Source organism: Gloeomargarita sp. (assembly GCF_053491055.1).
The window spans coordinates 1-14,885 of the sequence record NZ_JBRCEP010000024.1 but is presented as its reverse complement, the minus strand read 5'-3'; the positions used below and the strand labels follow the sequence as shown (position 1 = coordinate 14,885).

General features: G+C 57.4%; 12 protein-coding genes and 1 pseudogene. 4 read left to right on the top strand and 9 right to left on the bottom strand.

What is annotated here, in order from left to right:
• Window positions 1-567, bottom strand: a pseudogene (locus ACWISF_RS02580) (hypothetical protein); the annotation flags it as partial.
• 148 nt (window positions 568-715) lie between these two features.
• Here ACWISF_RS02580 and ACWISF_RS02575 point away from each other — a divergent pair.
• Window positions 716-2,518 carry an ABC transporter ATP-binding protein gene (locus ACWISF_RS02575; RefSeq protein WP_448380031.1) on the top strand — a complete coding sequence of 601 codons (1,803 nt, stop codon included), beginning with the start codon at window positions 716-718 and terminating at the stop codon, window positions 2,516-2,518.
• Window positions 2,519-2,569: 51 nt separating this feature from the next.
• The gene (locus ACWISF_RS02570; protein ID WP_448380030.1) at window positions 2,570-3,007 is read left to right on the top strand and encodes a YlqD family protein; all 438 of its coding nucleotides are present in this window, start codon (window positions 2,570-2,572) and stop codon (window positions 3,005-3,007) included.
• On the opposite strand, the gene ACWISF_RS02565 is transcribed toward ACWISF_RS02570, so the two are convergent.
• The 6 genes from ACWISF_RS02565 to ACWISF_RS02540 all read right to left on the bottom strand — a co-directional run bounded on the left by ACWISF_RS02565 (window position 3,004) and on the right by ACWISF_RS02540 (window position 8,308).
• Entirely contained in the window at window positions 3,004-3,852 is an 849-nt protein-coding gene (locus tag ACWISF_RS02565) for an S-layer homology domain-containing protein (protein WP_448380029.1), read from the bottom strand. The genes ACWISF_RS02570 and ACWISF_RS02565 overlap by 4 nt on opposite strands.
• Window positions 3,853-4,018: 166 nt before the next feature.
• Window positions 4,019-4,951 carry a vitamin K epoxide reductase family protein gene (locus tag ACWISF_RS02560; protein ID WP_448380028.1) on the bottom strand — a complete coding sequence of 311 codons (933 nt, stop codon included), beginning with the start codon at window positions 4,949-4,951 and terminating at the stop codon, window positions 4,019-4,021.
• On the bottom strand, window positions 4,923-5,810 hold the full coding sequence (btpA, locus tag ACWISF_RS02555; protein ID WP_448380027.1) for a photosystem I biogenesis protein BtpA: 888 nt from the start codon (window positions 5,808-5,810) through the stop codon (window positions 4,923-4,925). Before btpA ends, ACWISF_RS02560 begins: the two co-directional genes overlap by 29 nt.
• A gap of 214 nt (window positions 5,811-6,024) precedes the next feature.
• On the bottom strand, window positions 6,025-6,459 hold the full coding sequence (locus ACWISF_RS02550; RefSeq protein ID WP_448380026.1) for an FHA domain-containing protein: 435 nt from the start codon (window positions 6,457-6,459) through the stop codon (window positions 6,025-6,027).
• 92 nt (window positions 6,460-6,551) lie between these two features.
• Window positions 6,552-8,030 (bottom strand): Asp-tRNA(Asn)/Glu-tRNA(Gln) amidotransferase subunit GatB, encoded by a 1,479-nt coding sequence (gene gatB, locus ACWISF_RS02545; protein WP_448380025.1) that lies wholly within the window; start codon window positions 8,028-8,030, stop codon window positions 6,552-6,554.
• A gap of 50 nt (window positions 8,031-8,080) precedes the next feature.
• On the bottom strand, window positions 8,081-8,308 hold the full coding sequence (locus tag ACWISF_RS02540) for a hypothetical protein (RefSeq protein WP_448380024.1): 228 nt from the start codon (window positions 8,306-8,308) through the stop codon (window positions 8,081-8,083).
• Between the two features lie 349 nt (window positions 8,309-8,657).
• Between ACWISF_RS02540 and ACWISF_RS02535 the strand changes: the two genes are divergently transcribed.
• Window positions 8,658-10,184: a protein kinase domain-containing protein gene (locus ACWISF_RS02535; RefSeq protein WP_448380023.1), complete on the top strand. Its 1,527-nt coding sequence runs from the start codon at window positions 8,658-8,660 to the stop codon at window positions 10,182-10,184.
• A gap of 268 nt (window positions 10,185-10,452) precedes the next feature.
• A complete protein-coding gene (locus ACWISF_RS02530; RefSeq protein ID WP_448380022.1) occupies window positions 10,453-11,868 on the top strand; it encodes a TolC family protein in 1,416 nt (471 codons plus the stop codon).
• Here the strand turns inward: ACWISF_RS02530 and asnB are convergent.
• Together asnB and ACWISF_RS02520 are read right to left on the bottom strand one after the other, a co-directional pair.
• Window positions 11,865-13,787, bottom strand: coding sequence for an asparagine synthase (glutamine-hydrolyzing) (gene asnB, locus ACWISF_RS02525; RefSeq protein ID WP_448380021.1), 1,923 nt, complete (start codon window positions 13,785-13,787; stop codon window positions 11,865-11,867). The genes ACWISF_RS02530 and asnB overlap by 4 nt on opposite strands.
• A partial coding sequence (locus ACWISF_RS02520) for a glycosyltransferase family 39 protein (RefSeq protein ID WP_448380020.1) occupies window positions 13,788-14,885 on the bottom strand: 1,098 nt, incomplete at its 5' end.

Sequence of the window (14,885 nt, the reverse complement as noted above, 5' to 3'; positions counted from 1 at the left end):
CTGCACGGGGCGGGGGGGCAGGAACCGCGGTTGAGTCTGGGGTTTGGGTTGAGTCAGGGGAGGAGCACTAGGTTCGGGCGTGGCTTGGGTAATCGGCCGGGGTTCGGGTTGGGTGATGGGACTGGGAACGGGTTCGGGTGTGGCTTGGGCAATCGGCTGGGGTTCAGGTTGGGGTGTTGGTTGGGTGATGGGACTGGGAAGGGGTTCAGGTGTGGTTTGGGCAATCGGACTCGGTTCTGGCTGGGATGTGGTTGTGGGTGGGGTGGGGGTTGCCGTTGGCCGACGGGTCGTTTCCAGATTGAGCGGGACATCGGGGCGGACTCTTCCCTGAGCCACAGCATTGCGCTCTGCGCGGTTGGGCGTTTCGGGAGGCGGTGGCTGGTCCAGGGCTGTCTTGGGCGCATCCACCAGTTCAATTGGCGGTGGTTCTGCCGTTTGGGTCAGTTCCAAAGGCGAATCAACCCATTGCAAGGCCAACAGTACGGCTGCATGCACCACCAAGGAACCGCCAAGATAAAGGCTCAAATTGGCCGGTCGTGGCCGCCGCCATCGCCACCTGGACACCATAACCCCACACCCTGTTGGTTGGTCCCAACGGATTATTTCCACCGTATAGTCTAACAAGTCATTTCCGGGGATTTTTTGCCCCTTTGCCGGTGACGCTGCTGCCGGGCCGTTTGTTTCATACTAGAAAAGGTCACGTAGGGGGCGATAGATGGCGGACCATTCGGCAGGTTTTCGTCGTCAAGGCGGCGATTGGCAACTGTTGCAACATTTGGGGCGTTATGCCCTGGCCTATCGTTCGCTCCTGGTGCTGAGCTTTGTTTTACTCCTGCCTTTGGCGTTTGCCGGTGCAATTCAACCGGTGCTCATTGGGCAAGCGGTGTCCCTGATTCGGCGAGAGCCTGTGGTTGCCTTTTTGCAGGCGCTTCCCCTATCCCAAGGGCTGAGAATCATTGCTTTGTTGCTGTTATTGACGGTGGTGTTGCGCCTGAGTTTGCAAGGGATACAAAGTTATTTGATTCAAAAAGTAGGGCAGAATATCACCGCTGACATTCGCCAAGATTTGTTTCACCATGTACTGGCGTTGCCCATGACCTATTTCGACCGCACGCCGGTTGGGAAATTGATTACCCGTTTGACCAGCGATGTGGAAGCTTTGGGTGATGTATTTGCCACGGGAGCTGTTGGGATTTTGATTGATATTTTTACGCTTATCGCCCTGGCCGTTGTGATGTTTATGGAGCAGTGGCTTTTGGCACTCATTTTGTTGGTGCTCTTGATTCCTGTAACCGGATTAATTACCTACTTTCAAGCCCAATTTCGCCAGGCGAATTACCAATCCCGTGAGGAATTATCCCGCCTCAACACCCTGATTCAAGAAAATATCCAGGGTGTCAACATTGTGCAAATTTTTGGACGAGAACGATACAATGCCGCACTATTTCGCCGGGTCAATCAACGCTACAACCGTGAGGTAGATAAAACCATTTTCCACGATGCGGCCATCTCGGCCACCTTGGAATGGATTGCGTTAGTAGCAATTGCGGTGGTGTTGATGGTTGGAGGTGGGTTGGTGCTGGGGAAGCATTTGACGTTTGGGGTGTTGGCGAGTTTTATTTTGTTTGCCCAACGTTTGTTTGACCCCTTGCGGGAGTTGGCGGAGAAATTTACGCTCATTCAAGCGGGGTTGACGGCGGTGGAGCGGATTCAAGAAATTCTCGCCCAACCGGTAAGTATTTGCGACCCGCCAACCCCTTTAACTTTACCGGCGCAAGGGGGTGGGGAAATTTGTTTTGAACAGGTGTGGTTTGCCTATCAACCCGGGGAATGGGCGGTCAAAAATCTAAATATTCGGATTTATCCGGGGGAAAAGGTGGCATTAGTGGGGCCGACGGGGGCGGGGAAAAGCTCGGTGATCCGCCTGCTGTGTCGTTTGTATGAACCCAACCGAGGACGCATTCTCATTGATGGGGTGGATATTCGGCAATTGGCGCAAGCGGATTTGCGTCGGTATGTGGGGGTAATTCTGCAGGAGCCGTTTTTATTCAGCGGCGATATTTACAGCAATATTGTGCTGGGCGAATCCTATTCTTTGGCGGAGGTGGAGGCGGTGGCACGGCAGTTGCAGATACATGAATGGATCGCCCAACTGCCCCAGGGATACCATACGCCGGTGCGGCAACGGGGGAGCAATTTGTCCACCGGCCAAAAACAGTTGATTGCCTTTGCACGGGTCGCGATTCGCCAACCCCGGATTTTGATTTTTGATGAGGCGACGGCGAGTTTGGATGTGGGGACGGAAGCGGTGCTCCAAGCCGCCTGGCAAAAGCTGTGGCAGCAGCGGACGGTGGTGATGATCGCCCATCGTTTGGCGACGATTCGCCAGGTGGATCGGATTTTGGTTCTGCAAGCGGGTCAGGTGGTGGAAATGGGTGCCCATCAGGAATTGTTGGCCAAAGGGGGACTTTATGCTCACTTGCATCGCTTGCAATTTCCGGGGTTAGGGGTGAGTTGATTCGCCATCCAGGGTATGATAACAGGTGTTCCTTTCATCTCGGGTCGAAACATGGCAGACATAACGGAGTTGGTACTCAAACGGGCGGTGAATATCAAAGTGATTGTGACCCCCCGTTGGAAGGAAGAGACCCTGCAAATTTTGCAGTCCCAAATCAATCAAATTGATGCCCGCACCCAACAGATTGATGTCCAGTTGCAGCGGGCGATGACGGAACTCAAAAAACAACCGCCCAGTCCCCAGGTGACGGAGCAAATCAATACGATCCAATTCCAGGCCAACGATGAAAAAAGCAAACTCCTGGAGCAGAAAAATCAAATTTTGAACCAGTTGACCCAGGTACAAACCCTGGAGATGGAACAGGAAGTCAATCAGGGACAGTTGGACAGCTATTTCACCATCAAGGTCGGGGAAAATTTAATCCAAAAAATGCAGGTAGAAGTGGTACTCCGAGACGGGGTAGTGCAGGAAGTGCGGGGTGTGATTTAGTTTTTCAAGACATCGCGGGCGGTAACCAAGGTCTCGCCGCTCCCCAAGGACCAGAGGGCGGCTAGGGCTTGGGCTTGGCTGACCATTTTTTGGGGTAAAAACAAACGGGTGCGTCCCCACACGCGCCGCACAGTGCTGGGTTGGTGGCCGTAATCGGCCATGAGTGCCGCCAACGCCAGCGGGTCAAGGGTGGCCGCATCCTGAAACCCCCAGGTTTTTTCCACATCGGCTACGGTCGCCGGGGGTAACGTGCCGGGGACATCCAAACTAACTTTCCAGGCCACCAGGGCAGCGCGGGTGAGGGGTTGGTCGGGTTGAAACCGGGTGGGGGCCGTCGGGCTGGTCAACCGGCTGGGCAGGATGCCGGCTTCGGCCAAACCTTGAATGGCGGGGAAATCCGGGTCCGAGCGGGGCACATCGGTAAATACGGGCGGACTGCCCAGGGTCGCAGGGCGCACCTGCCGTTCGATCTGATCCTGGTACAGCCGTTGTTGCACCGCCATCAACCAGCGGGCAAATTGGCGGCGGGTCACGGGTTCGGCCAAACGCACTTCGCTGGCGGGAATCACCCCCAAACGCAACACATCGTACACCAAGGGTTGCAGGGCCGTTGGTACGGTCGTGAGGTTGGCCACCACCGGCGTCGGGCTGGGTTCTGGAGAAATGACCACCTCCGGGCTAGGGGTATCCCGCTGGGGGGAGTTCGTCGCTTGCGGGGTGGGGTTCGGGGAAGTGAGTTGGGGGTCAGGGGCCAGCGAACGCTCTAGGCCACTCCCTTGGCAACCCGCTAGGAGAACCAAGAGCACGACTCCCAAATTACCGGCGAGAACAGATTTCCTGCTCATGGGTAGGGGCGCCCTCGCCAAAGATGAACCGCATTGGAGTTATTCCCATGCCGAGCTGGATAGACACAGATTTCTGGCACATCCGTCAGCGCGTGAATGCTGGCTAAAACAGTCGCAACCGCATCAACGTTTCGGGGTTCGGCTTCCCAGAGAAACACTCCCCCTATCACTGCGACTTCACCAGTCGGTTGATGAAATTTCTTGGGCCTTTGTAGTTGGTCAAATCCGCCAACTGCTCCAGAGTTTTCACCCCAGGATAAAGCTTGCCATTGATTTCCCAAGTCGGATACCCTTTGATCCCCGCCTTTGCACACAATTGCGGCTGGCTATTGACACCCTTGGGGTCGCATTCAATGTAGTTAATTTTCTCGCTCGCCTCTTTCCCAAATAACTGTTTTTGCTGATGACAATGGGGACACCAATAAGCACCATATTCCCGCGCGCCCACCCTGTTCAAATGCTCAACCAAGGCCAATTCCGCCGGCCCGGAACGCGTGGTCACCGGGGGCGGTGATTGCAACCCTTGCGTCGTCGGACTCCCCGCCTGTACCGGCGCATCCACCCCATGATAGGCCGCCAAAATTCCCAACAAGGCCACCAAAACGACCACCAAAGCCGTCGTGAGCAATTGCCCTACATCCCGCCACACCCGGCCAAAGGTAGCCAAAAACCACAGGCATACGCTCAAGATTGCCGAAGTGACGCAATAGACACACCAGGCGCCAATTTTCACCGCCATCAAATACACAAAATAGCCGCTGGAAACCAGCATGGCCGTCGTCAGGGCAAACAACAGCCACGCCCAGGGAAAATCCTCTTCCTTGGACTGCCGCGGCGCCAAAAACACCGCCACCACCGCCACCGCCAGATAAAACCCAAACCCCACCAGCGACAGAGGAATGCCAAACAACTGGGCGTACTCACTCTTGAGAACCTGGTCACAGCCGGTCGTCGGACAGACCACACTGCCGCCCAGCCAATGGGTGATGGTGATATAGGCGGTTTCAATCGCGCCAATCCCGGCCAGAATGCCCATCATCGGGCGGGCATGGCGCTGCCACCAGGGGGCGCTACGGCGACGGTTGAGTAATTTGCTCATAGGCTTCGTTGGGATGGGTTTGAGACCGATACCCAGGACTCAGATCGGCGGTTTCCGGTTCCAGGGCACGGCGTACCGCTTGCACAAAATGGCGCACGCGCTGGGGGTCAATCGGCTGTTCAATCTGACCTTTGCGCTTGAGTGAACTCGCCACAATCACCCCATCGGCGGCTGCTAATAAGTGTGCCACATTATCGGCATTCGCTCCACTCCCCACCAACACCGGCACATGGCCCGCCGCCGCCCGTGCCAATTCCAAATCTTCTCGCGTCGGGGGATGCCCGGTAGCCCAACCGGAGAGAATCACCGCATCCGCCAGACCCCGCTGGATCGTCTCTTGCACCGCCGTCGTGAGATTCGGCGTGCCCAGGGGACGGGCGTGTTTGACCAACACATCGGCAAAAATCTTGACCCCACTGTCCAACTCCCGCCGGTAGCGCAACAGCCGATAGGCGCACCCTTCGATCAACCCCTGGTCCGTCGCCATCACCCCCGTCAAGACATTCACCCGGATAAAGGCTGCCCCCACATTGTGGGCAATCGCCAGCGCACTGATGGCATCGTTGCGTAAGACATTGATCCCCAAAGGCACATCCACCAAGGCCCGCACCCGCTGTGCCACCAAACTCATGGCGCTGACCACCGCTGGGTCCACCTGGTGCTGGGTAAACGGGGCATCAAAAAAATTTTCGATGATAATGCCATGCACTCCCCCTGTTACCAAGGCGCTGGCCTCCTGTTCTGCTCGCTCGATGACCGCCGTCAGACTCCCTCCCCAGCGGGGGGACGTGGGTAAAGGGAGCAGATGAACAACCCCAATTACCGGATGGGCCGTGCCAAAAACCCGCACTAAATCCATGCCGTTTGCCGCAGTGCCTTGTCCTCTATTATACCCCTGCTGTGGGATGCAATCTTAATCTGTTCTTCATTTTCACCATCAATTCCTGTCGCCCCGGCGAGAACCCCTCCCGGCACCAAGGGCCCTCCTGACAACGTCAAGGCACCGAAGCGGTTACAGGTCGGAAAGCCCTCCCCTGCGAATTACTATCAACCTCACAGCATCCTAAACCATGCTAGAACGTTTGGGTTTCTTCCGTGTTGACCGTTGCCGATTTAATACTGCGAAAATCAATACTTTGCGTATGCTTCTTAAATTCTTCATCCGTCATGACCGGGATGAAATAGCGCGCTTCCACATCCCCAAAGCTGATAATGTCCCCATCTTTGAGTTCCCCACTGACCCATTCTTTATTGTTGACCCGCGTGCCATTGGCGCTGCGATTTCCCCTGCTGTCGCCGTCGAGCAACCGGTAACGATACCCCTTGGTTTCCGGGTTGGGCAGGCGCAAAAGAATGGCATGGCGCCGGGAGACGGTTTTGGAATTCAGCACAATCGCATTACTCGGATCGCGCCCTATCGAATAGGTCGCCGCCTCGAGCGCAATGGCGCGGGAGCCGTCATCATCGTGGATCACCAACAAATGATGCTCTCTGGGGGTGTCACTCATGGGTTGGCCAAAGGGAAAGAATCACAAGCGGTAACCAACATTGCCGTGGCGGGGAATAATTTCTATCTTGGCATAAGTCACACCGCAGGCGCTCAAGAATTTAATTTTTGTTTTAAGAGTTCGTTGGTGCGTTGGGGGTCGGCGCGTCCACCGGTCTGTTGCATAACTTTCCCCACAAAAAAGCCGAACAGTTTGGTCTTGCCACTGCGATACTGGGCCAGTTCCTGAGGATGGGCCGCCAACACCTGGTCAATGTAGGCGCTCAACACCGCCGGGTCGGATACTTGGGTTAAGCCTCTCGCCTCCACGATGGCTTGGGGAGAACCCCCCTGGCTGAGCAATTCCGGCAGCAGTTCCTTAGCAATTTTGCCGCTGATGGTGCCTGCTTGAATGAGGCCAATCAATTCGGCCAACTGCTCCGGGCGGCAGGCCACCTGACGAATATCCTGTTTTTGCGCTTTCAGCCAGGCCGTCAGGTCACCGGTGATCCAATTGCTGGCCAGTTTCGGGTCGGCGCCGGCAGCTACCGTCGCTTCAAAATACTCAGCCATCGCCCGTTCATCGGTCAGCACCCGGCTGTCGTAGGCCGATAACCCCAATTCCTCCTGGTAGCGGCGGCGCTTGGCGTGGGGCAATTCCGGCAGTTGCGACCGCCAATGGGCGATTTGTTCTGGCGTCAGTTGAATGGGCGGCAAATCCGGCTCCGGGAAATAGCGGTAATCGCTTGCCCCCTCCTTGGTGCGCATACTCACCGTGCGCTGGCTGGCTTCATCCCACAGGCGGGTTTCCTGCACCACCCGCTCCCCGGCTTCCAAAACCGCCATTTGCCGTTTGGCCTCGTAGTCAATCGCCCGCTGGATGGCATTGAACGAATTCATATTCTTAATCTCGACCTTGGTGCCAAAACGGGTTTCCCCCACCCGCCGCACGGAAATATTCACATCACAGCGAAAGGAACCTTCCTGCATATTGCCGTCACAGACTCCCAGGTAGCGGACAATCCGGCGCAACTCCTGGGCATATTCCGCCGCTTCTGCACCGGAGCGCAAATCCGGGCCGCTGACAATTTCACACAAAGGGACGCCCGCCCGGTTGAAATCCACCAGCGAATAGTCCGACCCCGACAGCCGCTCCGCCCCGGCATGCACCAATTTGCCCGCATCTTCTTCCATGTGCAACCGTTGGATGGTCACCCGCTTGCGGTAAAATTTGCCCTGGTCATCTGCCAGTTCAATTTCTAACCAGCCGTTGGTGGCAATGGGCAAATCGTACTGGGAAATCTGATAGTTTTTGGGTAAATCGGGGTAGAAATACTGTTTGCGGTCAAATTTACTGTAGGGGGCAATGGTGCAATTCAAGGCCAAACCCGTTTGCACCGCATAGGCCAACACCTGTTCGTTCAACACCGGCAACACCCCCGGATGCCCCAAGCAAATGGGACACACCTGGGTATTGGGCGGCGCGCCAAAGGCCGTGCTACAACCGCAGAAAATTTTTGTGGCCGTCCCCAACTGGCAGTGAATTTCCAAGCCGATGATGGTTTCGTAGGCAGTGGCAACGGTGGCAGTCATGCAGTGGTTGCTTTCTCAGGCACAAACCTATTGTACACCTCCCGGAGTTGCTACCCCAGCAGTTGCCAGGGGACGAAAAACTCACGGGGCAGCAGCACGGGTTTTGCGGAAAAAATCAGGGTGGTGTGGTAGGTATCCGAGTTCACCGCTACCCCCACCAAGGGTTTACCCAGCCGTTTGCCCACCTCCTGGTAGTCCCGGTAACGGTTGCGCGCCACCCGGAGCGCTTCTGGTTCCAACAGCACAGGGGGAGCTGTATGTTCCGCAAGGGGTGGCATGGCAGAACCGGGGGCAGGGAACAGTTCCAGTTTAGCCTACGGGCAAATGGGTTAAGTTTGCTTGAGTTGCATTAGGCGACCTATTGGGTGAGGAAAGCCCCTTCAGCAACCTAGGTAGGTTAAGGTTGTCGCCTGAAGATTCATGGCCAGGCCACTGTGGGGCTACGCCCAGCGACCCATAGCATGTCAACCTTTGTATGCTTAGCTATATTGGCCAACCAAAGGGGATGGGTACACGGGCATCAAGGCCATCAACCGTGGGGTCGTGCCGGAAGTTCCCTATTCAGTTTGGCGAGCAGATAAACTAAAGTAGTTAAAGACAAAGCAGTGTCCCCAAACTGAGTCCCAGGTGAGTTACTGTTTTAACCCTGCCTGCACCCGCCCCCAAAACCCCGAAGGTTCGCTGGTTTGCAGCAATTGTGGGGCCAGTTTGATCTTGAATCATCAGGGACGGCAATACCGGATGAAAAAGTGTTTGGGGTATGGCGGGTTTGGTGCCACTTTTGCCGCCGTTGAGGAAAATCTCCCTGGTAAACCCCTGTGTGTGATTAAGCAGTTACGGCCACCGGTGGACAACCCGGACGACCACATTTATCAGATGGCCAAGGAATTGTTTGAGCGGGAAGCGGAAATTTTAGGGCGGTTGGGGAACCATCCCCGTTTGGCGGCCCTGCGGGATTATTTTGCCGACCCACCCCATTTCTATATGGTGCAGGAGTACGTGGATGGGACGACACTGCAGGCGGAGGTGCGGGAAAAGGGGCCTTATGAAGAGGGTGCGGTGAAACTCTTTCTGCGGCAGATGTTGCCGGTGTTGCAGTACATCCACGAGCATGGCACCATTCACCGGGACATCAAACCGGCCAATATCATGCGGCGCAAAGTGGATGGGGAATTGGTGTTGATTGATTTTGGGGCGGTCAAGCAGGTGGGGCAAATTCCCGCCGGGGCAGAAGGGGAATTGACGCAGTTTGCCATTGGCACGGCTGGGTATGCACCGCCGGAGCAGTTGTCGATGCGTCCTGTTTATGCCAGCGATATTTATGCGCTGGGGGCTACCTGTTTGTACCTGCTCACGGGCAAATCCCCCAAGGAGTTGGAAACTGACCCCCAAACCGGGGAAATTCGCTGGCGGCAGTACGTGCGGGTGAGCGATGCGTTTGCCCAGGTGTTGGACCGGATGCTGGCGGTTTCCCTGAAACAGCGCTATGCCACGGCGGGGGCGGTGCTGCGGGCCCTGGATTTGGAACCCTATTACGGCAACCTGGCGCAGGGGTTACGCACCGCCAAGCCCACATCGCCGCCGGTTGCGCCTTCTCCTCTCCCGGAACCTGCCGCCGGCGATAGCAAATACAGCCAGTTGGCCGCGGCGATTCGTGCCCGCAAAGCCCGCGCCTTGAACCTGGAGACCAGCACAGAAACTGAGAGCGACAAACTCACCCCCAGTCGGTTAAAACATGCGTTGCGGCAAGGGAGAAAAGACTTTGCCGGTTGTGATTTCCGCGAGTATGACCTCCAAGGGGAAATGCTCATGGGGTGTATTCTGACGGAAGCCATCTTAACCAAGGCCAACTTGCAGGGGAGTATTTTGGAGGAGGCCAATTTAGGGCGGGCCAATTTGCAGGGGGCGAATCTGCAAAAAGCCAATTTACACAAGGCCTATCTCAGTTTTGCCAATCTCCAGGGCGCCGACTTGCGCAATGCGAATTTAACCGAAGCCTACCTCCGCAATGCCAATCTCCGGGATGCCAATTTGTGTGGCGCCAATTTGGAAGGGGCTTTGGTCTCGGATGAACAATTGGCGTTGGCCCGCATTAACTGGGCGACCAAACTGCCGACGGGTGCCAAACGTAGCCACAACTGGTGGCTGTTGTAATCGGTTCGCGGGTCAGGTGGCGGGAACTGCCCTGTGCGTCGGCGTGAGGACGATGTATGATGAGGGTTTGACCCATCGTTGTCAAAGGCTAAAGCGAGGGACTATGGTGGGAGTGGTGTGAGGCCTCAAAGACATGAAGCGTCGCTTCCTCTGCGGATGGTTGTCCGGATTGCTCACGGCGGGCATGGTTGGTTTCCCGGCTGCTCTGACATGGGCATCGCCAGCCAATGCTTCTGGTGAACTGCCTGGGTTGCCCCCCCTGGCACCGGTGACACCGATACCACCCGCTTCGCCGGGGATTCAGGATTTTCGCAATTTACCGCCGTTGCTGGTGCCTGTCTTGCCCGAAGCCAATCCCCTGGCAACCCCCACCGAACCCGGCGATGTCACGATTACGACTACGCAAGCCCTGAGTTTGCAACAGGCGTTGACACTGGCAGCGCGTACCAACCGGGAATTGCAAGCGGCCCGTGCCCAGATTGAGGCGGCCCGTGCCGCCCTGCGGCAAGCCCAGGCGGCTTTGTTTCCTACCTTGGAATTCCAGTCCGACTTTCAGCGCAGCGAGTCGGCACAGGCGGAAATTGCGGCGCGGGTGGCGCGGTTTGGGGGCGGGAACGATGGGCCGTCGCTCACCTGGGATGGCACGTTGCGGTTGAGTTACAGCATCTATGCGGGTGGGCAACGGGCGGCGCGGATTCAACAGGCACAGGAGCAATTGCGGCAGGCGGTTCTGAATGCGGTGCGGGTGGCGCAGGAGTTGCAGTTGAATGTGGCGCGCGCCTATTACGACCTGCAAAATGCGGATGCCCAGGTGACGATTGGGCAATCGGCGGTGCGGAATGCGGAAGTGAGTTTGCGGGATGCCCAGGCGCAGTTGCGGGCGGGGGTGGGAACGCAGTTTGCCGTGTTGCAGGCGCAGGTGCAACTGGCCAATGCCCAGCAGCAGTTGGTCAATGCCCAGCGGGACCAGGTGGTGGCCCAGCGCAATTTGGTGCAGCTTCTCAGTCTGGGCAATCAGGTGACGGTGACGGCTTCCGACCCGATTGCACGGGCGGGAGACTGGACGTTGCCCTTGGAGCAGAGCATTCTTTTGGCCTGGCAGCAGCGCCCGGAACTGGTGATCCCGCTTTCCCAGCGGCGGTTTCAGCAGGCGCAACGGGAACTGGCGCTCGCCGGGATTCGCCCCAATGTGAGCCTGTTTGCCCAGACGGATTACCTGCGCTTTTTTGAAAGCCCGACGGGTTTGGAACGGGGCGGGTTTGGGCTGGGCTATGTCTTCGGTGTGCAGTTGCGCTTGACCTTGTTTGACGGGGGGGCCGCCTTGGCTGGGGCGCGTCAGGCCGAGGCCAACATTGCCGTCGCCGATATTAACTACGCCAACGTCCGCAACCAGGTGCGCTTCCAGGTAGAGCAGGCATTGAGCGACCTACGGGCCAACGAGACCAATATCAAAACGGCAGCCCTGGCGTTGGAGCAGGCCAACGAGAGTTTGCGCTTGGCGCGGTTGCGCTTCCAAGCGGGCGTCGGCACCCAAACCGATGTGATCAACCAGGAGAATGCCCTCACCCAGGCGCAAGGGAATTTGGTCGCCGCCGTCTTGGGGTATAACCGCGCCCTGGCCGCCTTGAATCGCGCCGTCGGCAATACGCCCTTTGTTTTTGCCCAGCCACCGGCAACGCCCTAACTTTGCCGTTCCAGCCAGGCTTGAAACATCAACACCGGCCAAAGTTGCGCTTGCCAATTAAAGCGACCCTGCACATGTTCCTGCCATGTTTGCTGAATGATTTGGGATTCAAAATAGCCCTGTTGGTGCAAGCGCTGGGGGTGTAGCAATCCTTCTGCCCAATCGCGCAACGGGGGCTGACGCAACCATTCGCCCAGCGGCAGGGCAAACCCCTGTTTGGGACGTGCGAGCAACTTTGGGGGCACATATTGGTAGAGAATTTGCCGCAAAATCCATTTGCTTTGGCCCTGATAAATTTTGTATCGCAGGGGCAATCGCCAAGCCAATTCCACCACCTGCTGATCCAAATAAGGGGCACGGGATTCTAAGCCCACCGCCATCGTCGCCCGGTCCACCTTTACCAGAATATCGTCCGGTAATTCCATCAAGCAATCGGCGTACATAAAGACATGAATTTCATCGCTTAATAAAGGGGCATCAGCCGCCAATTTTTGCAAGACGGTCGGGTGGTGTTTTCCTAAATGGACCCCTAAATCCCTGGCTAAAGGTGGTGTCAACCAACGGCGGCTCAAGTAGTCATACATACCGGCGGGATGGGGTTCCCTGAAAACGGCAGCCAAACGGGCCAAATTATCTTCTGGAGAGTAATAGGGTGTGGTGAAGCATGAATTGACCCAAGGCGCAGGAATTTTTTGGCATAAATGGGCCAACCTTTGCCGGATGGGGAGCGGTAACCAGGCAATTGCCCGCCAGATGGTGCGCCCGTAGAGATATTGACGATAACCACCAAACAATTCATCCCCCCCATCCCCCGACAGACTGACCGTAACCGATTGGCGGGTCAATTCCGCAACCAAAAAGGTGGGAATTTGGGAATTATCCGCAAAGGGTTCGTCGTAGATGTGGGGGAGTTTGGGGATCACCGCCATCGCCAGTGCCGGTGTGGTCATGAGTTCCGTGTGGGCGGTTCCCAAATGCTGCGCGATTTGTTTGGCCCAAGGTGCTTCATTGTAGGCGGTTTCCGTAAACCCAATCGTAAAGGTTTTCACCGGTTGTGGGGATTGTTTTTGCATCAACGCCACGATTAAAGAAGAGTCCACCCCCCCTGATAAAAAAGCACCCAAAGGCACATCGGCAACCATCTGTTCCCCAATGGTTTGGGTGAGTAATTGTTCACACATGGCTACCGTTTCTGGGGGTGACAAATGCCAAGGCGTTTGGGCAGCAACAACCGCTGCAAGCGACCAATAGGACTGGGGTTGGACAACTGCTTCGGGCTGGGGAATTTTTAACCAGGTTCCGGGCGGTAATTTATAAATGTTTTGGTAGATGCTTGCGGGGCCGGGAATATAGCCATAGCTGAGCAATAAATGCAGGGCGTAGGGATTAATTTCACCCCACCAACCAGGGCTGCACCGCAGGGCTTTCAATTCCGAAGCAAAGACAAACCCTGCCCCTGTCCAGCCGTAGTACAGGGGTTTTTCCCCCATCCGGTCGCGGGCAAGGTAGAGACACCGTTCCTGGGGATGCCACAGCGCCAGGGCAAACATTCCCCGGCATCGCTGTAAACAGGGCACCAGCCCCCACACGACAATTCCCGCCAGCAGGACTTCCGTATCCGAGTGCCCCCGAAACCGCCACCCTTGACCCGCCAATTCCCGGCGCAGGGCAGCAAAATTATAAATTTCCCCGTTCCACACCAACACCAGCCCATTGGGAGCCACCATCGGTTGCGCCCCCAGAGGTGACCTATCCAAAATGGCCAAGCGCCGATGCCCCAAACCCAGCCCCAGGGCGACATCCACCCACACGCCCCCATCATCCGGCCCCCGATGGGTCAATTGCGCCGTCATCCGCTGAATTGCCGTCGCCACCGCCTGCCTGTCGGCTCGGAGCCACACCCCGGCAATGCCGCACATCTACGGCTCCCGCACCTGCACCAACCGCCACCCCTCGTACACCCCCACCACCTGATAGCGCCGCCGGGGTTGCAGCGGCATATCCGGTTGCACCCACGCCCAACTGCCTACCGGCAAAGCCGCCGGTTCAGGATACCACTGCCCCAGGTGGGGCGTATAAATGCTCAGCAGAATCTGGGCCTCATCCCCAATTCCCTGGCGGACAAAATGGACCGGCTGCCGGGCCAACACCGGCGCCATCTGGGTTTCCTGCAACAGCCATTTCACATCGGGACGAAAATTGCCCACCAACCCCATCGCCCCGAGCAACGTCAACGTCAACCACGGCCCAGCCACCCACAAACCCAGCCATCCCCGCACCCCCGGCCAAGACCACCGCCAGCGATACCGCGCCAGCCAAACCAGGGGCAGCAACCCCCAGCACAGCCCCAACGCCAAGGCCGGCCAACGGTAGGGCGCCACCTCCGGCACCTGGTCGGCAAACTGCGGGTACAAGACCGTCGTGAGCAACACCAACACCCCCCCCACCAACCCCAGCCCATAGGCCCAACTGCGCGCCAACCACCGGGGCTTCAGCCCACCGGCAAAAATTAGCCCCAGCCGCACCAGCCCCAACCCCGCCAACAGCGACAGCCAGGGCAGCAACACCAGACTGTAGTGGGGCAAACGGGTAGAAACAGCACTCAAGCCCACCAGCACCACCAGCGGATACCCCCACAGCAAACTCCGCCGCTCCCGGGGCGTGGCCGTCAGCCCCACCAACGCCAACAAAGGCCAGGGAAACCCCTGCAACGGCACATTCCAGAAGTAATAAAACCACCCATTCCCCTGCCGGGTGCGTACCACCGCCTGCCCCACAAACCCCAGCAACGCCCGCACCGGTGCCCAGCCATCTTGCCCCATTGCCAGCCCCAGCCATATCCCCGTCGGCGCCAGCCCCAACAGCACCCCCAACCACAGCCACGGACTCCGTAAATGCCCATGCCGTCGCCGTTCCCGCAGCAAATAGGGCAGGAGTCCCACCAGGGGCAGCAACCCCATGGCACTGCGAAACAACACCCCCAAACCCAACGCCACCCCCGCCCCCAACCGCCACAA

Excerpts from the sequence above, each read along its gene's own strand:
- ACWISF_RS02575 (WP_448380031.1), top strand. The coding sequence starts at position 716 with ATGGCGGACCATTCGGCAGGTTTTCGTCGTCAAGGCGGCGATTGGCAA.
- ACWISF_RS02570 (WP_448380030.1), top strand. The coding sequence starts at position 2,570 with ATGGCAGACATAACGGAGTTGGTACTCAAACGGGCGGTGAATATCAAA.
- ACWISF_RS02565 (WP_448380029.1), bottom strand. The coding sequence starts at position 3,852 with ATGAGCAGGAAATCTGTTCTCGCCGGTAATTTGGGAGTCGTGCTCTTG.
- ACWISF_RS02560 (WP_448380028.1), bottom strand. The coding sequence starts at position 4,951 with ATGAGCAAATTACTCAACCGTCGCCGTAGCGCCCCCTGGTGGCAGCGC.
- btpA (WP_448380027.1), bottom strand. The coding sequence starts at position 5,810 with ATGGATTTAGTGCGGGTTTTTGGCACGGCCCATCCGGTAATTGGGGTT.
- ACWISF_RS02550 (WP_448380026.1), bottom strand. The coding sequence starts at position 6,459 with ATGAGTGACACCCCCAGAGAGCATCATTTGTTGGTGATCCACGATGAT.
- gatB (WP_448380025.1), bottom strand. The coding sequence starts at position 8,030 with ATGACTGCCACCGTTGCCACTGCCTACGAAACCATCATCGGCTTGGAA.
- ACWISF_RS02540 (WP_448380024.1), bottom strand. The coding sequence starts at position 8,308 with ATGCCACCCCTTGCGGAACATACAGCTCCCCCTGTGCTGTTGGAACCA.
- asnB (WP_448380021.1), bottom strand. The coding sequence starts at position 13,787 with ATGTGCGGCATTGCCGGGGTGTGGCTCCGAGCCGACAGGCAGGCGGTG.